The sequence below is a fragment of the Streptomyces sp. NPDC018610 genome (assembly GCF_044391765.1).
Taxonomy (GTDB): Bacteria; Actinomycetota; Actinomycetes; order Streptomycetales; family Streptomycetaceae; genus Streptomyces.
In genome coordinates, this window is record NZ_JBISAL010000002.1 from 555,015 (window position 1) to 577,213 (window position 22,199).

The 22,199-nt window shown below is 75.5% G+C and carries 21 protein-coding genes; 5 read left to right on the forward strand and 16 right to left on the reverse strand.

Features of this window, described 5'->3' with window-relative positions; translation table 11 throughout:
- Window positions 1–113 precede the first annotated feature (113 nt).
- The 3 genes from ACH5A8_RS07805 to ACH5A8_RS07815 all read left to right on the forward strand — a co-directional run bounded on the left by ACH5A8_RS07805 (window position 114) and on the right by ACH5A8_RS07815 (window position 1,680).
- On the forward strand, window positions 114–1,043 hold the full coding sequence (locus ACH5A8_RS07805) for a polysaccharide pyruvyl transferase family protein (RefSeq protein WP_398999100.1): 930 nt from the start codon (window positions 114–116) through the stop codon (window positions 1,041–1,043).
- Between the two features lie 68 nt (window positions 1,044–1,111).
- Entirely contained in the window at window positions 1,112–1,426 is a 315-nt protein-coding gene (locus ACH5A8_RS07810) for a DUF3040 domain-containing protein (protein ID WP_398999102.1), read from the forward strand.
- Window positions 1,427–1,479: 53 nt separating this feature from the next.
- Entirely contained in the window at window positions 1,480–1,680 is a 201-nt protein-coding gene (locus ACH5A8_RS07815) for a hypothetical protein (protein ID WP_398999104.1), read from the forward strand.
- A 174-nt stretch (window positions 1,681–1,854) separates the two neighbouring features.
- Here the strand turns inward: ACH5A8_RS07815 and ACH5A8_RS07820 are convergent, their stop codons facing one another.
- From ACH5A8_RS07820 to ACH5A8_RS07875, 12 genes are all read right to left on the reverse strand, one after another.
- A complete protein-coding gene (locus ACH5A8_RS07820; RefSeq protein ID WP_398999106.1) occupies window positions 1,855–2,751 on the reverse strand; it encodes a glycosyltransferase family 2 protein in 897 nt (298 codons plus the stop codon).
- The gene (locus ACH5A8_RS07825; RefSeq protein WP_398999108.1) at window positions 2,748–3,647 is read right to left on the reverse strand and encodes a glycosyltransferase family 2 protein; all 900 of its coding nucleotides are present in this window, start codon (window positions 3,645–3,647) and stop codon (window positions 2,748–2,750) included. Before ACH5A8_RS07825 ends, ACH5A8_RS07820 begins: the two co-directional genes overlap by 4 nt.
- An 18-nt stretch (window positions 3,648–3,665) precedes the next feature.
- Window positions 3,666–4,604 carry a glycosyltransferase family 9 protein gene (locus ACH5A8_RS07830; RefSeq protein ID WP_398999788.1) on the reverse strand — a complete coding sequence of 313 codons (939 nt, stop codon included), beginning with the start codon at window positions 4,602–4,604 and terminating at the stop codon, window positions 3,666–3,668.
- Window positions 4,605–4,879: 275 nt separating this feature from the next.
- Window positions 4,880–6,295, reverse strand: coding sequence for a D-glycero-beta-D-manno-heptose 1-phosphate adenylyltransferase (rfaE2, locus tag ACH5A8_RS07835; protein WP_398999110.1), 1,416 nt, complete (start codon window positions 6,293–6,295; stop codon window positions 4,880–4,882).
- Window position 6,296: 1 nt separating this feature from the next.
- Window positions 6,297–6,881 carry an SIS domain-containing protein gene (locus ACH5A8_RS07840; RefSeq protein WP_398999112.1) on the reverse strand — a complete coding sequence of 195 codons (585 nt, stop codon included), beginning with the start codon at window positions 6,879–6,881 and terminating at the stop codon, window positions 6,297–6,299.
- A gap of 37 nt (window positions 6,882–6,918) precedes the next feature.
- Entirely contained in the window at window positions 6,919–8,142 is a 1,224-nt protein-coding gene (locus ACH5A8_RS07845) for a glycosyltransferase (protein WP_398999114.1), read from the reverse strand.
- Entirely contained in the window at window positions 8,139–9,092 is a 954-nt protein-coding gene (locus ACH5A8_RS07850) for a glycosyltransferase (RefSeq protein WP_398999116.1), read from the reverse strand. The genes ACH5A8_RS07845 and ACH5A8_RS07850 overlap by 4 nt, the downstream gene beginning before the upstream one ends.
- Window positions 9,089–10,084 (reverse strand): glycosyltransferase family 9 protein, encoded by a 996-nt coding sequence (locus ACH5A8_RS07855; protein WP_398999118.1) that lies wholly within the window; start codon window positions 10,082–10,084, stop codon window positions 9,089–9,091. Before ACH5A8_RS07855 ends, ACH5A8_RS07850 begins: the two co-directional genes overlap by 4 nt.
- The gene (locus tag ACH5A8_RS07860; protein WP_398999119.1) at window positions 10,081–10,797 is read right to left on the reverse strand and encodes a D-glycero-alpha-D-manno-heptose-1,7-bisphosphate 7-phosphatase; all 717 of its coding nucleotides are present in this window, start codon (window positions 10,795–10,797) and stop codon (window positions 10,081–10,083) included. Before ACH5A8_RS07860 ends, ACH5A8_RS07855 begins: the two co-directional genes overlap by 4 nt.
- Complete coding sequence (locus tag ACH5A8_RS07865) at window positions 10,794–11,861, reverse strand: glycosyltransferase family 2 protein (protein WP_398999121.1); 1,068 nt, start codon at window positions 11,859–11,861, stop codon at window positions 10,794–10,796. The genes ACH5A8_RS07860 and ACH5A8_RS07865 overlap by 4 nt, the downstream gene beginning before the upstream one ends.
- Window positions 11,858–13,495, reverse strand: coding sequence for a carbamoyltransferase (locus ACH5A8_RS07870; RefSeq protein ID WP_398999123.1), 1,638 nt, complete (start codon window positions 13,493–13,495; stop codon window positions 11,858–11,860). The genes ACH5A8_RS07865 and ACH5A8_RS07870 overlap by 4 nt, the downstream gene beginning before the upstream one ends.
- Before the next feature lie 300 nt (window positions 13,496–13,795).
- A complete protein-coding gene (locus tag ACH5A8_RS07875; protein ID WP_398999125.1) occupies window positions 13,796–14,758 on the reverse strand; it encodes an NAD-dependent epimerase/dehydratase family protein in 963 nt (320 codons plus the stop codon).
- A 217-nt stretch (window positions 14,759–14,975) separates the two neighbouring features.
- Here ACH5A8_RS07875 and ACH5A8_RS07880 point away from each other — a divergent pair, with 217 nt between their 5' ends.
- On the forward strand, window positions 14,976–15,416 hold the full coding sequence (locus ACH5A8_RS07880) for an SRPBCC family protein (RefSeq protein ID WP_398999127.1): 441 nt from the start codon (window positions 14,976–14,978) through the stop codon (window positions 15,414–15,416).
- A 49-nt stretch (window positions 15,417–15,465) separates the two neighbouring features.
- On the opposite strand, the gene ACH5A8_RS07885 is transcribed toward ACH5A8_RS07880, so the two are convergent.
- Window positions 15,466–16,374, reverse strand: coding sequence for a LysR family transcriptional regulator (locus ACH5A8_RS07885; protein WP_398999129.1), 909 nt, complete (start codon window positions 16,372–16,374; stop codon window positions 15,466–15,468).
- A gap of 71 nt (window positions 16,375–16,445) precedes the next feature.
- Here ACH5A8_RS07885 and ACH5A8_RS07890 point away from each other — a divergent pair, with 71 nt between their 5' ends.
- A complete protein-coding gene (locus tag ACH5A8_RS07890; RefSeq protein WP_398999131.1) occupies window positions 16,446–16,757 on the forward strand; it encodes a YciI family protein in 312 nt (103 codons plus the stop codon).
- A gap of 180 nt (window positions 16,758–16,937) precedes the next feature.
- Here ACH5A8_RS07890 and ACH5A8_RS07895 read toward each other — a convergent pair whose 3' ends face one another.
- The 3 genes from ACH5A8_RS07895 to ACH5A8_RS07905 form a co-directional block, all read right to left on the reverse strand.
- The gene (locus tag ACH5A8_RS07895) at window positions 16,938–18,089 is read right to left on the reverse strand and encodes an XdhC family protein (protein ID WP_398999133.1); all 1,152 of its coding nucleotides are present in this window, start codon (window positions 18,087–18,089) and stop codon (window positions 16,938–16,940) included.
- A 51-nt stretch (window positions 18,090–18,140) separates the two neighbouring features.
- On the reverse strand, window positions 18,141–19,607 hold the full coding sequence (locus tag ACH5A8_RS07900; protein WP_398999135.1) for an NCS2 family permease: 1,467 nt from the start codon (window positions 19,605–19,607) through the stop codon (window positions 18,141–18,143).
- A gap of 204 nt (window positions 19,608–19,811) precedes the next feature.
- Window positions 19,812–22,199, reverse strand: a complete 2,388-nt coding sequence (locus ACH5A8_RS07905) for a xanthine dehydrogenase family protein molybdopterin-binding subunit (protein WP_398999137.1) — start codon at window positions 22,197–22,199, stop codon at window positions 19,812–19,814.

The window sequence follows — 22,199 nt, forward strand, 5'->3', positions numbered from 1 at the left end:
GCGGCGGCGCCGGCCGGCGGTGCTCGGCGGAGGACCGCGCCGAGGGCCGGGCCCTCACCCGGACGGGCGAGCCCGGTGCATGGGGTCGCGCCGGGCGGGCACCCGGGCGCACTGTGCACCAGGAACCACACGCGACACGCGTTCTGCTCACCGGCTGGTTCAGCTTCCCGGACGGCGAGGCGACCGCCGGGGACGTCCTGGCGCTGCGGCGGGTGGAGGACGTGCTGCGGCGGGCGGGACTGGACCACGACGTCGCCTGGAGCCCCGGATTCCGGCCGGACGCCCTGCACCTGGCCGATGTCGTGCCCGAGCGGTACGGGCGGCTGGTCTTCCTGTGCGGTCCGCTGCACGGGCCGCAGATCGAAGCGCTGCACCGCCGGTTCGCGCACTGCCTGCGGATCGCGGTCGGCACCTCGGTGATCGACCCGCACGGTCCGGCGGCCGGCGGCTTCCACCGCGTCCTCGCCCGGGACGCCCCGGCGGCCGAGCCCGTCCGCGACCTGGCTGCCGCCGCCCCCGCCCTGCCCGCCCGGCCCGTCGTGGGGGTGATCCTCACCCACGGGCAGCACGAGTACGGGCCGGCGCGACGGCACGACGCGGTCGCCCGGCGGCTGACGGACTGGCTGCACGGCAGGGACTGCGCGCGCCTGGAACTGGAGACCCGGCTCGACACCCGCGACTGGCGGCTGTGCGCGACCCCCGCCCAGCTGGAGTCCGTACTGCTGCGCCTGGACCTGGTGGTCACCGACCGGCTGCACGGGTTGGTGCTCGCGCTGCGCGCCGGGACGCCCGCGCTGGCGGTGGACCCGGTCGAGGGCGGCGCGAAGGTGACCGCGCAGGCGCGGGCCTGCGGCTGGCCCGCGCTGGTGCCCGCCGAACGGCTGGACGGGGACGGCACGGGCGAGCTGGACCACTGGTGGCGGTGGTGTCTGACCTCGGGCCGGGACACCGCGCGGCGGATCCGCGACGGGTTCGCGGCGGGCACGAGAGCCGACCGGGCCGAGGAACTGGTGGCGGCGCTGTCGCCGCCGCGCGCCGGTTAGCGCGAACGGCGTGCGGGGCACCCGGGAGAGGACGCGGCAGCCAGGTCGGTCCCCCCGTAGGAGCAACAGTGTCGACAAGCCGACTCCCCGAACACGAACAGCGGATCCTGGACGAGATAGAGCGCGCCCTGAGCCGTGACCGCAGACTGGCCCGGCGGCTGCGCACGGTGCGGCGGCGCCGGCGCCGTCCCGACCTCTCCCGGGTGGCGGGCTACGCGCCCCGCCCGTGGACCGTGGCGGTGCTGCTGGCGGCCTCCGTGGCCCTGATGACCGCGGGTGTCGTCACCTCCCGGGCGGGGGTGATCTGGGCGTTCGCCGCGGTGTGGCCGGTGGCGCTGTTCGCCGGCTTCCGGCTGCTGTGCCGCTGGTCGCGGGCCGGCTGATCCCGTTTGTCCGGGCGGGGCCGGGGGGACCCGCGTGGCAGGAGGTGAGCGTCGTGCCCGAGCCCGGAAGCAAGAAGTACGACACCAAGCGCGCACGCGCGCGCAAGGAGGCGGAGCGGTCGGGGATCTCCGACCAGGACGCCGGCCGAGCCGCCGACGAGGAACTCCAGCGGGATCCCCGGCACCGCAGCAGCGGACCGCGCACCGAGCGCGGCCGGGGCCCGAAGGGCGAACGCCCCGGCAACACGGACTGACCCGGCCGGCCTCCGGCCGAGCCGGCCGTACGCGGAGCCCCGCCGTCCGAGCCGACGGCGGGGCTCCGCGTACGTACGTCCGTCGACCGGGCCCGCGTGCGTGCCGTTGCCGGCGCGGTCCGCCGCGTACGCGCACCCGTCGACCGGGCCCCGCGTGTGTGCTGCCGCGGTCCGTCATCCCGTGTAGCGGCGGGCCTTCGAGCGGCGCTGGCTGTCCTCCAGGAGCCGCAGCCGTCCCTCCACCTCGGGCGGCAGTGTGCGCCGCTCGCGCAGCACCCACGGCAGGGCGGCGGCCGCCTCGGCGAAGGCGCGCAGGGAGGCGGTGTCGCGCGGCACCGTGCGGGCCAGGTGCAGGGTGCGGCGCAGGGCGGGCCGTACCGGCCGGCGCAGCCAGGTGAACCACAGCGTGTTGCGGATGCCGTCGCGACGGCGACGCCTGGAGTCCCGTACCGCCGAGGGGTGATGATGAATCGTCAGGTGTTCGGCGTACGTCAGCCACCAGCCGTCCGCGGCCAGGTCGGCGGCGAGCAGCTCCTCCTCGCCGCCGAGCCACAGCCTCGGGTGGAAGCCGCCCGCCTGGCGGAACGCGTCGGTGCGCAGCACGGTCGCCGCGGCGAGGAAGGAGCCGAGCGCCGGGCCTGGCAGCCAACTCGGGCCGGGGACGGGCGAGTTGCGCAGTTCCTCGACGATGGGGTCCTCGGTGCCGTCCGGTTCGACGACGATGCGTGCGGTGACGGTACCGAGCGCGGCGTGCCGGTCGAGCAGGTCCGCGGCCCCGGACAGCGCGCCCGGCGCCCACCAGGAGTCGTCGTCGCAGAAGGCCACGTAGGGGGTGCGGACGTGGCGTACGGCGAGGTTGCGGCCGACCGCGCCGAGGTTGCGGCCGGGGGTCAGCAGCCGTACCCCGGGGTGGTGGCGGGTCACGGCGGCGGCGGTGCCGTCGGTGGAGCCGTTGTCGGTGACGACGATCTCGGGCCGCTCGGGGAGTTCGGCCAGCCGGTCGAGGGTGCGCAGCAGTTCGGGGCGACGGTTGTGGGTGATGACCACGACGGTGGTGCGGGGGTCGGTCATGGGGCGCCTCCGGTGCGGGCGCGCGCCGGGGCGCCCGTGTCGGTGTCCAGCAGGCGGGCGGCGCGCTCCACGTGCGGGGGGAGCGGGCGGCGGTCGCGCAGGGCGGCGGGCAGCCGGGTCAGCGTCTCGCGCAGCGCGCGCCGGGCCCCGGGATCGCGGCGGGCCTCGGCGGCCAGGCCGCGGGTGCGGGCGAGGGCGTGGGGCAGGGGGCGGCGCAGCCAGGAGGTGAGGAGTTCGTTGCGGCGCTGGACGACCGGGCGGCCGGTGCGCGGGTCGCCGGCCGGGTGGTGGTGGGCGACGACGTCGGGGCAGTGGGTGACGCCCCAGCCCCGGGCGGCCAGGTCGTAGGCGAGCAGGGTCTCCTCGCCGCCGAAGAAGAGCAGCGGGTGGAAGCCGCCGGCGTCGAGGTAGGAGGTGCGGCGGGTGACGGCGGCGCAGGCGAGGAAGCCGAGGACCTGGGTGCCGGGCAGGTCGGTGGCGGTGCCGAGCGGCGAGTCGGCGAGGACCTTGTTGAGCGGGTCGGGTTCGTTCTCGGGGCCGACGAGGGTGCGGGCGGCGAGCAGGCCGAGCCGGGGGTGGGCGTCGAGGAGCCGGGCGGCCTCGGCCAGTGCGCCGGGTTCCCACCAGGAGTCGTCGTCGCTGAAGGCGGCGTAGGGGGTGTGCAGGGCGCGGACGCCGTGGGTGCGGGCGAGGGCGCCCCGGTTGAACGGCAGGGCGATCACCCGGACCTGCGGGAACTCGCGGGCGAGCAGGGCGCGGGTGCCGTCGGTGGAGGCGTTGTCGGCGACGACGATCTCGGGGCGTTCGGGGAGGGCGAGCAGGTGGTCCAGGGTGACGGCGAGATGGGCGGAGCGGTTGCGGGTGGCGATGACCACGCCTACGGGTGAGCGTTCCATGGTGCTGGTCCCCTCGGGTCAGCTCGACGCCTCGGGGAGGGCGTCGAGGGCGTCCAGGACCTCGTCGGTGGTGATCCTCAGCAGGGCGGGGTCGGGGCGGTCGCCGTGCGGGTCGCCTTCGGGGCCGTGCCACAGGGCGCGGTGGCGGGGGTCGCCCGGGGGCGGGCCCCAGCGCTCGGGCGGGACCGGGCCGCACAGGGTCACGGAGGGGGTGGCGTGGGCGACGGCGAGGTGCGCGATGCCGGTGTCGCCGCTGACGACGGCTCCGGCGCCGGCGACCAGTGCGGAGAACCGGTCCAGCGGCAGGCCGCCGCCGAACACGTCGGTGTCGGGCAGGCCCGCCTCCTTGGCGAGGCCGGCGACGAGATCGTTCTCCTCGGCTCCCGCGGTGACGACCACGTGCCGGCCGCGGGCGCGCAGGGCCTCGGCGACGGCGGCGAACCGGTCGAGGGGCCAGCGGCGGGCGGGCGATCCGGCGCCGGGGTGCAGGACGACGGCGCCGGGGGCCGGTGAGGGGGTGGCCGGCCGGGGCAGGCGCAGGTCGGCGGGGTCGGCGTCGACGCCGTACCAGCGCAGCAGCCGGCACCAGCGGTCCCGTTCGTGCTCGTCGGCGTACCAGCGCGGGCCCCGGACGCCGGGTGTGCCGGGGTGCGCGAAGGCGAACAGCCGTCGGGGGCGCAGTCCGGCGAGGAGCAGGTGGCTGGGCGGTCCGTTGCCGTGCAGGTCGACGGCGACGTCCGGGGGCGGGCCGGTCCAGTCGAGGGCGGCCGGTACGGCGCGGCCGGGCGCGGCGGCGGGCAGCAGCCGGTCGACGGCGCCGGTGGCCCGTGCCAGCGGTGCGAGCCCGCCGGGCGCGGCGAGCACGATCTCGTGTCCCGTAAAGCCCCGCCGCAGCGCGCGCAGCGCGGGCACCGCCGCCAGCAGGTCCCCGAGCCCGAGGGCCCGCAGGACGAGCAGCCGGGGCGCCGCTCCCGGGGGCCGCCCGGTCTCACCCGCGGGGGCGGCCGGGCCGGTCGCCCGCCCGTCGTCGGCGCTCTCCCGCGCCGGGCGCGCCTCGGCCCCGGCCCTCCGGCTCACCGGGGCCACGCGCCCGGCCCGCAGACCGACGTCCGCCGGGTGCCGGTCCGGGCCCGTGGACCCGGCTCGGCCGGTCGCCCGCCGGCCGCCGGCGGGCGCCGGGCAGGGCCGAGCCGCCGCCCCCGCGCCCGAGGACGGCCGCCCGGCGCCCCCGCTCATCGTGCCCCCTCCGCGGCCCGGGCCATGAGGGCCGTGGAGGAGCGGCCGTCGAGGTACGGGAGCAGGACGGCCTGGCCGCCCCACTCCTCCAGCAGGGCCGCCTCCGGGAGTTCGGCGCCCGCGTAGTCGCCGCCCTTGACCCAGACGTCGGGGCGGAGTTCGGTCAGCAGGCGCTCGGGGGTGTTCTCGTCGAAGACGGCGACGGCGTCGACGCAGGCCAGGGCGCGCAGGACACGCAGCCGGTCGGCCAGCGGGTTGACGGGGCGGCCGTCGCCCTTGCGGCGTCGTACGGAGGCGTCGGAGTTGACGCAGACGACCAGGCAGTCGCCGATGCGCCGGGCGGCCTGGAGGAGACCGACGTGGCCGGCGTGCAGCAGGTCGAAGCAGCCGCCCGCGGCGACGACCGTGCCGCCCGCCGCCCGGACCCGGGCGATCAGCGCGGCCGGTTCCTCGCCCGGGTGCGGGGCGTCCGCGGTGTCCGGCGGGGCGCCGATCACGCCGCCCGCCCCGCCCGCGCCGACGAACGCGGTGGCCGCGGTGACGGCGCCCTCGACGGCCTCCCCCACCAGCGCGCCGTCCGCGAGCAGTCCGGCCGCCGTGGCGGCGAAGCGGTCGCCGGCGCCGCACGGGTCGCCGTGGTGGGCGGCGGTCACCGGCACCAGCAGCGGGTACTCGCCGTAGGACAGCAGGGCGCCGCGGGCGCCGAGGGTGACGGCGACGGCGGCGGCCCGCCAGTGCCGTACGAGGGCGGCGGCCTCGCGGGCGACGGCGCGCAGCTCGTTGCCGGGCGCATCGACGCCCGGCGGCCTCCGCTCGCCCGTGCCGTCGGGATGGTGGGCGGTGAGCGCCTCCGCGAAGGCGTGGGCCTCCGAGCGGGCCGGGGTGACCAGGCGGGTCCCGGCCACCGGCGGGCCGCCGCGCGGGTGCGGGTCCCACACGACCGGGGGCCGCCGGGTCAGCTCGGCCCGCAGCGCGTCCACCGTGCCCCGGCCGTAGTCGGAGACGAGGACGGCACAGGCGGCGCCGAGGGCCGCGCGGGCCTCCGCGGTGGCCGCGCGGGCGCGGCCGTCGCCGCGGTCGAGGCGGACCACCGGGCGGCCCTGCGCGAGCACCCGGGTCTTCTCCGACACCTCGCCGGCCATCGGCAACGGCACGAGGGTCAGCCGGGGTTCCAGCAGCCGGCGCAGTTCGTGCCCGGCCCGGCCGTCGTCGAGGCCGGTGATCAGGGTGACGTCGCGGCCGTCGCGGGCGGCGAGGTACGCGGCCAGCGCGGCGCCGCCCGGCCGGATCCGCTCGTCGCAGTCGGCGACGACCGGCACGGGCGCGTCCGGCGCGAGCCGGTCCGCGTGTCCGGTCAGGTCGCGGTCCAGCAGGGCGTCGCCGACCACGACCAGGGGTGCCTTGCCCGTCATGTCACCTCCCGGCCCGCTCGACGGCCGCGTCGAACGCGGCGCAGACCATGTGCACCGCGACCAGGTGGAGTTCCTGCACGGTGGCCGTGGAGGCGCCCGCCACGCTCAGCGTCTCGTCACTGCCGGCGCTGAGCGGGTTGGGCGCGGCTCCGGTCAGCGCCCACACCCGCATCCCGGCGGCGCGTCCGGCGTCGGCGGCGGACAGCAGGTTGGCGCTGGCGCCGCTGGTGGACAGCAGCATCAGCACGTCCCCGTCGCGTCCGTGGGCGCGCACCTGGCGGGCGAACACCTCGTCCACGCCGTAGTCGTTGGCGATGGCGGTGGTGCTGGAGGTGTCGGCGTGCAGGGCGATCGCGGAGAACGGCGGCCGGTCCTCGCGGTAGCGGCCGACGAGTTCGGCGGTGAGGTGCTGGGCCTGGGCGGCGCTGCCGCCGTTGCCCGCGGCGAGCAGCCGGCCGCCGCCGCCGAGGACGGCGGCCAGCCGTTCGCCCCACCGCTGGGTGATGTGCGCGGAGGCGCGGAACCGTTCGAGGGCGACGAGGAGTTCGTCGCAGTGGCCGGTGACGGCCGGTGTCTGGACGCTCATGACATCACCTCCGGGGTCTCGGTGGTACCGGTGTTCATCACGCCACCTCCGAGCCGACCTCGTGGCCGGCCGTGACCCGCCGGTAGACCTGCTCGACGCCGTCGGCGACGCGCCGCCAGGTGAAGCGGGCGAGAACCCGCTCGCGGCCGGCGGCCCCGTGGCGGCGGCGGGTGCGCTCGCTGCCGAGCAGGTCGCGTACGGCGGCGGCGATCGCGGCGCAGTCGCCCTCGGGCACGAGCCGGCCGGTGCGGCCGTCGGCGACCGAGTCCCGGTGGCCGCCCACGTCGGTGGCGACCACCGGCACCGCGCACGCCATCGCCTCCAGCGGCACGATGCCGAACGGCTCGTAGGTCGGCGTGCACAGCACCAGGTCGGCGCTGCGCATCAGCGCGGGCATCCGGGCCGGGTCGACGGCGCCGAGCAGCCGTACCCGGTCGCCGACGCCCTCCGCGGCGGCCAGCTTCAGCAGCCGTTCCGCCTCGGGTTCGGTGCGCAGGCGGTCGGCGGGCGGGCCGCCGGCCAGGAGGAGTTCGGTGTGCGGGATCCGGGTCAGGGCGCGGATCGCCTGGTCGTAGCCCTTGCGGCGGACCAGCCGGCCGCAGGACAGCAGCCGGTGGCGCTGTACGCGGGCGGGCGCGGGGGCGGTGGCCGGGTCGGCGCCGGGGTGGAAGTGGGCGGCGTCGACGCCGCAGGGCACCACCGACACCTGGCGGGGCGAGACGCCCATGTCGGCGAGTTCGTGCACCTCGTCGGTGCAGGTGGCCAGGACCCGTTCGCAGGTGCGGCCGATCTGCCGTTCTATGCCGACGCGTTCACGCGGGCTGGTGTCCTCGCGGCCCTGGTGGCGGCGCTTGACGGTGCCCAGGGCGTGGAAGGTCTGGACGACCGGGACGCCGTACGGGCCGGCGCCGAGCAGCGAGGCCATGCCGGACATCCAGAAGTGCGCGTGCACGACGTCGGGCCGTTCCCGGCGCCAGGCCCGCGCCAGGTACGCGCCGAAGGCCGGCATGTGCTCGAACATGTCGTCCTTGGCGATGACTTCGCTCGGCCCGGCCGGCACGTGCTCGACGACGGCGCCGCCGGGCAGCGGCACCCGGTCGGGCAGTTCGGCCGAGTCGCGGCGGGTGTAGACGGTGACGTCGTGTCCGCGGCGCGCCAACTCCTCGGTGAGGCGGGCGACGTAGACGTTCTGGCCACCGGCGTCGACCCCGCCGAGCGCGGCGAGCGGACTCGCGTGCTCGGACACCATGGCGATCCTCATCGGGTGACCTCCTTCAGCAGCCGCTCCCAGTCGTCCAGGAAGCGGGTGAGCCCGTAGCGGGCGAGCGCGGCGGCGCGCGCCCCCTCGCCGACGGTGCGGGCGTACAGCGGGTCCGCGACGAAGTCCCGTACGGCGTCGGTGAGTACGTCGATCCGGTTGGAGACCACTCCGGCGCCCGGCGGCACGGCCTCGGTGACCTCGGTGGTGGCGAGGGCGACCACGGGCATGCCGAGGTGCATCGCCTCCAGCAGGGACAGGCCGAGGGAGGTCCAGCGGACCGGGTGGAGGTAGAGGCGGCGCCGGGCCATCTCCGCGTGGAGGTCCCGCTGCGCCAGTTCGTGGGTGCGGCAGCGCTCGGGCGGCAGTCCGACGTGCTCGGCCAGGCCGTCGGTGCGCATGCCGAAGACGTCCAGCGGGGCGGAGCGCGCGAAGTCGGGCAGCAGGTCCGTGCCGGTGGTGCGGCCACGCCGGATCGGCTCGTTGACGACGACGGCGGCGTGCGGCAGCTCGCCGGTCCAGCGCGGTCCGGGGTCCACGATGCCGTGCTCGATCACGGCGGTGTCGGCGCTCCCCGCGTCCCACATCAGGCGGTTGAAGTGGGTGACGTGGACGAGGGGGACGCCGGCCGGGAGGTCGGCGACCGGGTGCCGGGTGTCGGGCACGTCGCCGTCAGGGGCGTTGTGCTCCAGGTACACCATGGGCGGGGTGCGGCCGAGCCACTGCCGTACGAGGTCGTACTCGTGCGGGCGTTGCAGGACGACCAGGTCGATGCCGGCCTCGCGCAGCCGCTCCGGCGGGAGTTCGACCACCGAGTCGGGCCAGTCGAAGGTGCGGGCACGGCCGAGGCCGTCGGGTCCGCGGTCGGGGGTGACGGGGACGACATAGGTGTGCGGGCCCTGGACGAACGCGGTCGTCCAGGAGCCGTGCACGTGCCAGATGAGGATCCTCACGCCTGCATCACCTTCTCCACTGCGGCGAGCACGTCGTGCGCGGTCACCGACTCCAGGCAGGGATGTCCGGGCACCGGGCAGTCGCGGGCTCGGCTGTCGGCGCACGGGGCGTGCTGGTCGCCGAGCAGCACGCAGGGGACGCCCCAGGGGCGCCAGCGCTCGGCCGGGACGACCGGGGCGAACAGGGAGACGACGGGGACGCCCACGGCGGCGGCCAGGTGCGCGGGGCCGGTGTTGCCGGTGACGACCGCGCCGGCGCCCGCGAGCACACCGGACAGTTCGGCGGCCTCGGTGCGTCCGCCGAGGTCGAGGCCGTGCGCGCCGGCGACGTGCGCGGTGAGCTCCTTCTCGCCCCGGCCGCCGGTGACGACGACCCGGTGGCCGGCGGCGGTGAGTTCCCGTACGGCCTGCGCGCAGCGTTCGGCGCTCCAGGCGCGGGCGGGGACGCTGGCGCCCGGGTGCAGCACGACGTAGGGACCGGGGCCGGTCAGGGCGCCGGTGTCGGGCGGGGGCAGCACCCGGAGCCGTCCGTCGTCGGGGCGCGGGAAGCCGGCGGCCTCGGCGAGGTCGAGGGCGGCCTCGGCCTCGTGCGCGTGCGGGGCGCGGCGGTGGCGTACGTCGAGCAGGGAGCCGGGGTAGTCCACGCTGTCCGCGGCGATGTGCCGTACGCCGGCCAGGCGCAGCAGCAGGGCGGTGGGCAGCGGGGACTGGTGGAAGGAGGTCAGGACGAGAGCGGTGTCGGGGCCGGCGGCCCGTACGCCGTCGAGCAGCCGTTCGATGTCGGCGCGGTCGACGGGCGGCGGTGCGAAACCGGCCCAGGGGGCGTCCCAGACGATGATCTCGTCCACGTCGGGCAGCAGCCGCGCGGCGGGTTCGCCGCGCGGCCCGCACAGGAGGGTCACCCTGTCGGCGCGGGCGGCGACGGCGCGCACGGCGGGTCCGGCGAGCAGGACGTCGCCGAAGCTGTCGAGGCGGCTGACGAGGGCCTTCATCGGGTCCTCCGGCTGTCGTCGTGGACGGACGGCTCGGCCGGGCGGCGGGCGGTCCGGACGGCTCCGTCGTCCGCGGCCCCGGCGCGGACCGACGGGCGGACGGGCCGGCCCCGGGGTCGTGCGGGGTCCTTGGTCCCGGCGGCCTCGAGGGGGCGTTCGTCGGCCAGGACCCTGCCCCGCGGCGGCCCGGACAGGACGGCGCGCACGGCCGTCAGCAGGTTCGGGGCGACGTGCTCGGCGGCGGCTATCTCCTCGGGGCGGGTGACCGGGGTGGGGACGAGGACGCCGTGGGCGCCCGCGCGGCGGGCGGCCTCCATGTCGGAGCCGATGTCGCCGATCACGACGACCTCCTCGGGCCGCACGCGGAGCCGGGCGGCGGCCCACCGGATCATGCCGGGCCGCGGTTTGCGGCACTCGCAGCCGTCGCCGGGGCCGTGCGGGCACACGGTCCACACGTCGAAGGGGCCGAGCAGCACCTCGACGCGTTCGTTGACGCGGTGCACGTCGGCGGCGGTGAGCAGCCCGCGGGCCACGCCGGACTGGTTGGTGACGACGCCGACGCCGATGCCCCGCTCCCGCAGCAGCGCCACCGCCTGGCGGGCGCCCTCCAGCGGCCGTACCCGCTCGGGGTCGCCGTTGTAGGGGACGTCCTCGACGAGGGTGCCGTCGCGGTCGAACAGCACCGCCCGGACCCGGCCGGTGGGCGCGTTCACCGGGCCACCTCCTGCCAGGCGGGGGCGGCCCGGTGGCGCCACAGGCCGCTGAGCCAGTGCCAGGTGGCGGCGGGCGGGATGAGGACGCTGGTGACGGCCATGGTGGTGACCTCGTCGCGGGTGCGCGGCCCGGGGGCGATCCGTGTCCACGCGAACTCGGCGGTGCCCGCGGCCCAGCCGAGCGCGGCGACGGCGGCGGCCCGGCGCCGGCCGGCCGCGGTGAGGACGCAGGCCGCGACGCCGGCGGCGGTGACGGCCAGGTGGGAGCGGATCCGGCCGCGCGGGGCGACCGCCTTGTGCCACCAGTCGGGTCCGTGCAGCCGCAGCATCAGCGCGTCGTCGGCGTTGCCGCGCTGGGCGCGCAGCGACACCCAGCGGTCGGCGGGGCGGACCGGGTGACGGGTGGTGCGCCGGCCCTGGCGGATGCGCCATCCGGCGTCCAGGACGCGCAGTGCCAGGTCGGCGTCCTCGCGGAAGGCGCGGGTGAAGCGTTCGTCGAAGCCGGCGACCTGCTCGAGGGCGTCGGCGCGGTAGGCCATGTCGGCGGTGATCCAACGCGCCCGCGCCAGCCCGGCGGTGCCCCGCTCCCAGTCGGTGGGGCGTCGCTCGCCGGGCAGCGGCACGGCGATGACGCCCTGGACGGCGCCGGTGTCGGGGCTCGCCTCGGCCAGGTCCTGCGTCAACTGGTCGCACCAGTGCGGGCCGACCTGCACGTCGTCGTCGAGGAACGCCACCCAGGGGGTGGTGACGGCGCGCAGCCCGGTGTTGCGGGCGGCCGCGGGGCCCCGGCCGCCGCTGGTGAGCACGGTGGTGCGGGAGCGCAGGTCGCCCAGCACGGTCAACGGGTGGTCGAGCGCGCCCGGTTCGGGGTCGGGCCGGTCGTCCACGAGGACGATCTCCTCCGGTCCCGGTCCGTGCGCGGCGGCCAGCGCGGCCAGGCAGTCGGCCAGCGTGTCGCGGGCGAGCGTGGGGACGACCACGGCGTAGGCGGCCGGGGTGGCGGGCGGTGTCCCGGCGGCGCGGCCGGCCCCGGCGGCGGGCCGGCCCTCGTCGGTGCGGTTCATGCGTACGCCTTCCCCCTGCGCACCGCGTACGGGCCGATGGCGAGCAGGTCGACGGGCGCCGAGCCGAAGCACTCCAGCGCGTCGCGCGGGTCGTCGACCATGGGCCGGCCGGCGGTGTTCAGGCTGGTGTTGACGACGACGGGCAGTCCGGTGCGCCGCTCGAAGCCGCGCAGCATGCGCGCGACCAGCGGTTCCTGACGCTCGTCCACGGTCTGGACGCGGGCGGTGCCGTCCACGTGCACCACGGCCGGGACGCGCTCGCGCCAGTCGGGGCGCACGTCGTGCACGAAGAGCATGTACGGGCTTGGCAGCGGCCCCTGGAAGAGCTCGTGGGCGCGTTCGGCGAGCACCATGGGCGCCACCGGCCGGAACTCCTCGCGGCCCTTGACCCTGTTGAGCCGTTCCAGGTTCTCGGCGCGGCCGGGGTGGGCGAGCAGGGAGCGGTGGCCGAGGGCGCGCGGGCCGTACTCGCTGCGGCCCTGGAACCAGGCGACGACGCCGTCGCGGGCCAGTTCCTCGGCGACGGTCTCGGCGATGTCGTCGGGCCGCTCGTACGGTACGGCGGCCTCCTCCAGCCAGTGCCGCAGCTCCTCGTCGCTCCAGCCGCGCCCCAGGTCGGCGCCGGACAGGGGCTCGGGTACGGCGCCCTCGCTCGCGGTCAGGTACAGGGCGCCGCCGAGCGCGGTGCCGGCGTCGCCGGCGGCGGGCTGCACCCACACGTGCCGGTACGGTCCTTTGGCCGCGAGCCTGGAGTTGGCGACGCAGTTCAGGGCGACGCCGCCGGCCAGGGCGAGGGCGTCGCCGCCCGCCTCGCGGTGCAGCCAGTGCGCGAGGTCGAGCAGGACCTCCTCCAGCACGGCCTGGCAGCTCGCCGCCAGGTCGGCGTGGTCGCGGGTCCAGGGCTCGTCCTTGCCGCGCGGCGGGGCGAGGGCGGCCCAGTCGACGCCGTGGGCGCGGAAGCCGCCGTCGCCGGTGGCGTGCACGTGCTCGCGCAGCCGGTCCAGGAAGCGGGGCGTGCCGTAGGAGGCGAGCGCCATGACCTTGTACTCGTCGCTGCTGCGCAGGAAGCCGAGGTGCTCGGTCAGCTCCTCGTAGACCAGGCCGAGGGAGTCGGGCAGCGCCTGGGCGGCGAGCGTGTCGAGCTTGCCGTCGTGGAAGCGGCCCGCGAGGTGGGAGGCGGCCTCGCCGCGGCCGTCCAGGACCAGGACGGCGCTGTCCGGGTGCGGGGAGGCGGGCCCGGCGGAGGCGGCGTGGGCGATGTGGTGCGGGACGAAGACGACCTTCGCCGGGTCGAGTCCGGGCAGCGCCTCGGCCAGGAACTCGGGGGCGCGGCGGGCGTACTCCAGACGCAGCGGGTCCCACGGGTCGAACAGGCCCATGTCGGCGGCGGGCCGGGCGAGGGCCGGGTCGAAGGAGTAGGTGACGGCGTCCAGGTCCTCGGGGCGAAGGCCCGCGTGCTCCAGGCACCAGCGGGCGGAGAGCTCCGGCAGTTCCCACGCGGAGAACGGCACCGGGCGCTTGCCGTGCTTGCGGCGGCTGAAGCGCTCCTCCTCGCCGGCCGCGACCGTCCTGCCGTCGACGACGAGCGCGGCGGCCGGGTCGTGGAACAGGGCGTTGATACCAAGGATGCGCATGGGGGGTGGCTCCGTCCCGTCGGCGAAAGTTCGGCGTGTGGGGACTGTCGGCTTCGGGTTACCTGGGTGCCGCGCTGCGGCTGTCTCAAACACGTGAAGCCAACTGGCGGGGTGACCGGCGCGTACGCGCCTGTTTTTTCCCGATATGTGCCGACTTGGTGACACAAAGCAACCTTCGCAGGTCAGAGGCTCGCAGTAGGTTTCAAGACACTGCGGATACTGGCGGGGACGGGCCTGCGGGCGGCACGAGAAGCCGGTCGCCGAGGTCGGCGACCGGCGTCGGGCCCTCGGACCCGTACGTCAGGCGGCCGCCGCCCGGGCGAACCAGCCGATCGTGCGCTCCAGACCCTCGTTCCAGTCCACGCGCGGCCGCCACCCCAGGCGTTCGCGGGCGAGCCGGGTGTCGGGGCGGCGCCGTCCGGGGTCGTCGACGGGACGGTCCACGAACCGGATGCGGGAGGCGGAGCCGGTGAGCTCCACGATCCGGCGGGCCAGCTCCAGCACGGTGATCTCGTCGCCGCCGCCGATGTTCACCGGCCCGCTCTCGCCGGAGGCCGCCAGCGCGAGGATGCCGTCGACCGTGTCGTCGACATAGCACAGCGAGCGGGTCTGGCCGCCGTCGCCGGCGACGGTGAGCGGCGCGCCGTCCAGGGCCTGGGCGATGAAGGTGGGGACGGCGCGGCCGTCGCCGGTGCGCATCCGGGGGCCGTAGGTGTTGAAGATGCGCACGATGGCGGCGTCGGTGCCGTGGACCTGACGGTGCGCGGTGACCAGGGCCTCGGCGAAGCGCTTGGACTCGTCGTAGACGCTGCGCGGGCCGATCGGGTTGACGTTGCCCCAGTAGCTCTCGCGCTGCGGGTGCTCCAGCGGGTCCCCGTAGACCTCGGAGGTGGAGGCGAGCAGGAGGCGGGCGCCGTCGCGGCGGGCGCGTTCCAGTGCGTTGCGGGTGCCGGTGCTGCCGGCGTCGAGGGTCTGCAGCGGCAGGCGCAGATAGTCGGCGGGCGAGGCCGGGCAGGCGAAGTGCAGGACGAGGTCGAAGCGGCCGGGCAGACCGCGCAGGGCGTCGGGGTCGGTGGCGTCGGCGCGGACGAAGCGGAAGCCGCGGCGCCGTTCCAGTTCGGCCACGTTGGCGTGGGAGCCGGTCGCCAGGTTGTCCAGGCAGACGACGCCGGTGCCGGCGTCGAGCAGTCGCGCGCACAGATGGGATCCCACGAAGCCGGCTCCGCCGGTCACCAGGGCCCGGCGCCAGGTGCGTCCGCTCACGGGACTCTCCTCCCTCTCGCCTCCACTTGCCTGTCGGCTTGAGTAACCCGGTGACAGAACAGCACACATCGCGCCATTCACGGCCAATAAGGTTCGATCAAACATTCATCGGTCATTCATTCGACGACACACCTCACGCGGGCGGCGGCGCGGGGCCAGGCGGGTGACCCGGGCGCGAACGGGCGGCACGGCGGGCCCGATTGCCTACGATCGCACCGTGGTCCTCTTCTCCCTCGAACGCACGCCGCCGCTCCCGCCCGCCGAGGCCTGGCGGCGGCTCACGCGGTGGCCCCTGCACGCCGACGTGGTCCCGCTGACCCGTGTCGCGGTGGAGACGCCCGGGCCGACCCGCGAGGGCACGTGCTTCGTGGCCCGTACGGGAGTCGGCCCGCTGCGCTTCGACGACCGCATGGAGGTCACGCTCTGGCGTCCGCCGGCCGACGGCGAACCGGGCCTGTGCCGGCTTCAGAAGCGGGGCCGGGTGGTCCTCGGCTGGGCGGAGATCGAGGTCCGGCCCGGACCCGGGGGTCGTACGCGGGTGCTGTGGCGTGAGGAGCTGCGGGTGCGGTTCCTGCCGGGCGTGTTCGATCCCCTGCTGGAGCGCGCGACGCGCGCGATGTTCGGGCGCGCCGTGAACGAGCTGCTGCGCCGGGCGTGACGGCGCGAAGGACTTGTGCGCGAACCCGTGCCCGGGGCCGAGAAGGCCCTCAGGAGCCGCCCGGGGCGCCGTCGGCGAGCCGGCGGGACCAGGCCGTGCGCCCGGCGGCCGCCAGCAGCAGCCGTTCGCGGGGCGGCCGGGGGCCGACCGGGCGCCAGGCGAGGCCGGCGTCCGTGGCGGCGGACCGTGCGCGCAGCGCCACCAGGTCGTCCCGGCCGAGCAGCGCGTGGCGGAACAGGGTGTGGCTGCCGCCGTCCTGGACGAGGAGGTCCGGGCGCCAGCCGTGCCCGGCGAGCTCGGCCAGGACGGCGGACGCGTAGCCGGGGGCCCGCCGTCGCGCGAACCAGAGCAGACGCAGGCCGTCGAGGTCGTCCCAGGTCAGTTCCGTGTGCCGGGCGAGCGGATGGCGGTCGTGCAGCACCACGCCCAGGGGTTCGTCGCCGACGGGGCGCAGTTCCAGGCCGGCCCGGTCGTCGACGGGCGCCCGCAGCACGCCGAAGGCCAGGGCCCCGGTGCGCAGCGCCGCGGGCTGGCTCGCGGAGTCGGCCGGCTCGTACACCAGCCGCAGCGGCCCCGACGCCGTCAGGATCCGTTCGACGCGGTCCAGTACGTCTCCCGGCACGCCCCGGCACACCCCGACGGTCGCGGTGACGGGAGCGGCGCGGGCCGCTTCGAGCGCCGAACCGAGCGCCGTCAGCGCCTGCTCGACACCGGCCAGCAGCAGCCGTCCGGCCTCGGTGAGCTCCATGCCCTGCGGCAGCCGCCGGAACAGGGGCGTGCCCACGCGCCGTTCCAGCCGTTTGACCTGCTGGCTCAGGCTGGGCTGGGCGATGCGCAGGCGGCGGGCGGCCTCGGTGACGGTGCCCGCCTCGGCGACGGCGGCGAAGTAGCGCAGCTGACGCAACTCCAGGTCCGCCACCGCGTTGATGTCCTCGCGCCCCGCCTCACCAGCAGCCATAGGCGTCAGCCTATAGCCGCCCGGTCGACTGGTATTGGCTGCGGGACGGGCCGTCGCGGTTGGCTGGGGACATGTTCGTCATCGTGTTCAGATACAGCGCCCCCCTGGAGACCATCGACGCGCTGAAGGAGGCCCACTACGCCAATCCGGACGGCCTGTTCGCCCGGGGGCTGGCCCGGATCGCGGGGCCGCTGGAGCCGCGTACGGGCGGCGTCGTCGTCGCCGACGGCACCCGCGAGGAGATCGAGGCCGCCGTCGCCTCCGACCCGTTCGTCACCGGCGGCGCGGCGACGGCGGAGATCCTGTCCTTCCGCCCGGTGTTCGCCACCATGGCGCACGACGCGGAGGACGCGCCGGCCGGTGCGGGGCGGTGCGGCCGATGACGGGGCGCCGCGGCCGGTGCGGGGCGGCGCGCCCGGCGAGGGCGGTCGCGGCCGGCGAGGAGCTTCGCGGCGGGGGGCGCGGTCCGCGGGAGAAAACGCGGTCCACGGCAGGAGCGCGGGAGGAGCGCGGTCCGCGGGAGGGGCGTGCCCCTCCCCGCCCGGCGCCCTCGGGCGCGTGCCTCAGGCCACCGAGCCGATCCGGCGGGGCGGGAGGGACGCCGGGTCGTGGTGGATCGGGGTGTGGGCTCCGGTGAGGGAGACGCCGCTGCCGCCGCGCCGGGCGGCGACGATCTCCGCGGCGATGGACAGGGCCGTCTCCTCGGGGGTGCGGGCGCCGAGGTCGAGGCCGATCGGGGAGCGCAGCCGGGCCAGTTCCAGGTCGGTGACGCCGACCTCGCGCAACCGCTCGTTGCGCTCCAGGTGGGTGCGGCGCGAGCCCATCGCGCCGACGTACGCCACCGGCAGCCTCAGCGCCAGCTTCAGCAGCGGCACGTCGAACTTGGCGTCGTGGGTGAGCACGCACAGGACGGTACGGCCGTCCACCTCCGTGCCCTCCAGGTACCTGTGGGGCCACTCGACCACGATCTCGTCGGCGTCCGGGAAGCGGGTGCGGGTGGCGAAGACGGGGCGGGCGTCGCACACGGTGACGTGGTAGCCGAGGAACTTGCCGGTCCGCACCAGCGCCGAGGCGAAGTCGATCGCCCCGAAGACGATCATCCGGGGCGGCGGCACCGAGGACTCGACGAGGACCGTGAGGGGCGCGCCGCAGCGCGAGCCCTGCTCGCCGATCTCCAGGGTGCCGGTGCGCCCGGCGTCCAGGAGGGCGGCCGCCTCGCCGGCCACGGTGCGGTCCAGTTCCGGGTGGGCGGCGAAACCGCCCTCGAAGGAGCCGTCCGGGCGGACCAGCAGGGCCCGGCCGGTCAGTTCCGCGGGGCCGGTCACGATCCGCGCGACCGCCGCCGCCTCCCCACGGGCGGCGGCGGCCAGCGCGGCCGCGAGCACCGGACGGGCCGAGGAGTCGGCCCGTACCGGTGTGACCAGGATGTCGATGACGCCGCCGCAGGTCAGGCCGACCGCGAAGGCGTCCTCGTCGCTGTAGCCGAAGCGTTCGAGCACGGTCTCGCCGTCCTCCAGCGCCTGTCGGCACAGCTCGTAGACCGCGCCCTCCACACAGCCTCCGGAGACCGACCCGACGGCCGTTCCCCCGCTGTCGACGGCGAGGGCCGCGCCCGGCTGGCGGGGTGCGCTGCCGCCGACGGCCACCACGGTGGCGACGGCGAAGTCACGGCCCTGCTCGACCCACCGGTTCAGCTCCTCGGCGATGTCCAGCATCTGTCGGTTCTCCTTCAGGAAGGTTCGTGTGAGGGGCGCTCGGTGGTACGGCTAGTGGACGCCGAGCCAGGCCTCGATGGGATGCAGTGCGAAGTAGACGAGGAAGACGGCCGTCAAACCCCACATGAAGGCGCCGATCTCCCGTGCCTTGCCCTGGGCGACCTTGATGACCGTGTACGAGATCACGCCGGCGGCGACGCCCGGGGTGATGGAGTACGTGAACGGCATGATCACCACGGTCAGGAAAACCGGGATCGCTGTGGCGCGGTCGGCCCAGTCGACGTGCCGTGCGTTCATCATCATCATCGCGCCGATGACGACGAGCGCCGCGGAGGCGACCTCCTGCGGGACGATCGCGGTGATCGGGGTGAAGAAGAGGCAGGCCGCGAAGAACAGGCCGGTGATCACCGAGGAGAAGCCGGTGCGGGCGCCCTCGCCGACGCCGGTGGCCGACTCGATGAACACGGACTGGCCGGAGCCGCCCGCCACACCGCCGACCACACCGCCGGCTCCGTCGATGAACAGCGCCTTGGACAGGCCGGGCATCCGGCCCTTGTCGTCGGCGAGGTTCGCCTCGGTGCCGACGCCGATGATCGTGGCCATGGCGTCGAAGAAGCCGGCCAGGACCAGGGTGAAGACGATGACCGTGATGGTCATGACGCCCACGTCGCCCCAGCCGCCGAAGGACACGTGCCCGAAGAGCGAGAAGTCGGGCATCGAGACGGGGCTGCCGTGCAGCTCGGGCGCGCCGTTGACCCACTGCTTGGTGTCGATGGCGCCGGCCGCGTTCAGGACCGCGGCGATCACGGTGCCGGCCACGATGCCGATGAGGATTGCGCCGGGGACGTTGCGGGCCTGGAGGGCGAAGATCGCCAGGAGCGTGACCGCGAAGAGGAGCACCGGCCAGCCGGAGAGCTCGCCGCCGGGGCCGAGGACGACCGGGCCGCCGCCGGGCGACGGGTTGCGGCCGATGAAGCCGGCCTTGACCAGGCCGATGAAGGCGATGAACAGGCCGATGCCCATGGTGATGCCGTGCTTGAGCGGCAGCGGGATGGCGTTCATGATCATCTCGCGCAGGCCGGTGACGACCAGCAGCATGATGACGACGCCGTAGGCGACGCACATGCCCATCGCCTGCGGCCAGGTCATCTCCGGCACGACCTGGGTGGAGATGACGCCGGAGACGGACAGGCCGGCGGCGAGGGCGAGCGGCACCTTGCCGACGAAGCCCATGAGCAGGGTGGTGAACGCGGCGCCGAGCGCGGTCGCGGTGATCAGGGCCTTCTGGCCGAGGGTGTCCCCGGCGACGTCCTTGCCGGACAGGATGATCGGGTTGAGCAGCAGGATGTACGCCATCGCCATGAAGGTGGTGACGCCGCCGCGCACTTCGCGCGCGAGCGTGGATCCCCGCTGGGATATGTGGAAGTACCGGTCGAGCCAGGACCTTCCCGCCGGGACGCGGCTGCCCGCGCCCGCGTCTTCGGCGGTGGTTCTGGGCTCCACTGACTGCTGGGTCATGGGGCCATCTCCCAAGGTTCACAGGGGCACCCGTACAGACCCCCTCAGGGGCACGGGATTTGGGAATGGACGACCCGGGGGACGGCCCAGGACGAACCTCGTTGCGGGTACTTCAGGACCGCGAGCGGAGCGGAGCATGAAGGACGGGGAGTGCTCCGGGCGGCGCGTGGGTGTGACGTTCCGTGCGCCGCCCGGAGGGTCTGCTCACGCCTTGCCGGTGAGGTGCTCCGGCCTGACGGGCGTGCGGGGGAGCTCCAGCCCGGTCGCGTTCCGGATCGCCGCGAGGACGGCCGGGGTGGACGACAGGGTGGGGGCCTCGCCGATGCCGCGCAGCCCGTAGGGGGCGTGGTCGTCGGCGAGTTCGAGCACGTCCACCGGGATGGTCGGCGTGTCGAGGATGGTGGGGAGCAGGTAGTCCGTGAAGGAGGGGTTCCTGACCTTCGCCGTCTTCGGATCGACGATGATCTCCTCCATGATGGCGATGCCCAGGCCCTGGGTGGTGCCGCCCTGGATCTGCCCGATGACGGAGAGCGGGTTGAGCGCCTTGCCGACGTCCTGCGCGCAGGCCAGCTCCACGACCTTGACCAGGCCGAGTTCGGTGTCGACCTCGACGACGGCGCGGTGCGCGGCGAAGGAGTACTGCACATGGCCGTTGCCCTGGCCGGTGCGCAGGTCGAAGGGCTCGGTGGGCCGGTGGCGCCACTCCGCCTCGATCTCGACGGCCTCGCCCTCCAGCACGTCCACCAGATCGGCGAGGACCTCGCCGCCGTCGGTGACGACCTTGCCGCCCTCCAGCAGGAGTTCGGCGGTGGCCCAGGCGGGGTGGTAGGAGCCGAACTTGCGCCGGCCGATCTCCAGCACCCGCTCGCGCACCAGCTCGCAGGAGTTCTTGACGGCGCCGCCGGTGACGTACGTCTGCCGGGAGGCGGAGGTCGAACCGGCGCTGCCCACCTGGGTGTCGGCCGGGTGGATGGTGACCTGGGCGACGCCGAGCTCGGTGCGGGCGATCTGCGCGTGGACGGTGACGCCGCCCTGGCCGACCTCCGCCATGGCGGTGTGCACGGTGGCGACCGGCTCGCCGGCGATGACCTCCATGCGCACCTTGGCGGTGGAGTAGTCGTCGAAGCCCTCGGAGAAGCCGACGTTCTTGATGCCGACCGCGTAGCCGACCCCGCGCACGACGCCCTCGCCGTGCGTGGTGTTGGACAGGCCGCCGGGCAGCTGGCGTACGTCGGAGCCCTCGCTGGACTCCCACTGGCGCTCGGGCGGCAGCGGCATCGCCTTGACTCGGCGCAGGAGTTCGGCGACCGGGGCCGGGGAGTCGACCGGCTGCCCGGTGGGCATGATCGTGCCCTGCTCCATGGCGTTGAGCCGGCGGAACTCCACCCGGTCCATGCCCACCGCGTCGGCGAGCTTGTCCATCTGCGCCTCGTAGGCGAAGCACGCCTGGACCGCGCCGAAGCCGCGCATCGCGCCGCACGGCGGGTTGTTGGTGTAGAGGGCGATGGCCTCGATGTCGACGTCGTCGATGACGTACGGGCCGGCCGACAGCGAGGAGGCGTTGCCCACGACCGCCGGGGAGGCGGAGGCGTAGGCGCCGCCGTCCAGGACGATCCGGCACTTCATGTGGGTGAGCTTGCCGTCCTTGGTGGCGCCGTGCTCGTAGAAGAGGCGGGCCGGGTGGCGGTGGACGTGCCCGAAGAAGGACTCGAACCGGTTGTAGACGATCTTGACCGGCTTGCCCGTGCGCAGCGCCAGCAGGCAGGCGTGGATCTGCATGGACAGGTCCTCGCGGCCGCCGAACGCGCCGCCGACGCCGGCCAGGGTCATGCGGACCTTGTCCTCGGGCAGGCCGAGCACGGGCGCGATCTGGCGCAGGTCGCTGTGCAGCCACTGGGTGGCGATGTAGAGGTGGACGCCGCCGTCCTCCTCGGGCACGGCGAGGCCGGACTCGGGGCCGAGGAAGGCCTGGTCCTGCATGCCGAAGTAGTACTCGCCCTTGACGACGAAGTCGGCCTTCTCGGCGGCCGCGTCGGCGTTGCCGCGCACGATCGGCTGGCGGTGGACGATGTTGGGGTGCGGCACGTGGCCGATGTGGTGGTCGTCGCGGTTCTCGTGGACGAGGATCGCGTCCGGCGCGGTCGCGGAGGCCTCGTCGGTGATGACGGGCAGCTCCTTGTACTCGACCTTGATCTTGGCGGCGGCGCGGCGCGCGGTCTCCGGGTGGTCGGCGGCGACGATCGCGACAGGCTCGCCGTGGTGGCGCACCTTGCCGTGGGCGAGGACCGGGGTGTCCTGGATCTCCAGGCCGTAGTGCTTCATCTCGGCCGGGAGGTCGTCGTAGGTCATGACGGCGTAGACGCCTGCCATGGCGAGGGCCTCGGAGACGTCGATGGAGACGATCTCGGCGTGGGCGACCGTGGAGCGCAGGATCTGGCCCCACAGCATGTCCTCGTGCCACATGTCGGACGAGTACGCGAACTCGCCGGTCACCTTGAGGGTGCCGTCCGGGCGGAGCGTGGACTCGCCGATGCCGCCCTTGGTCTTCGAACCCTGCGTGATCTTGGTGGGAGCACCGTTGGCAGTCGTCAT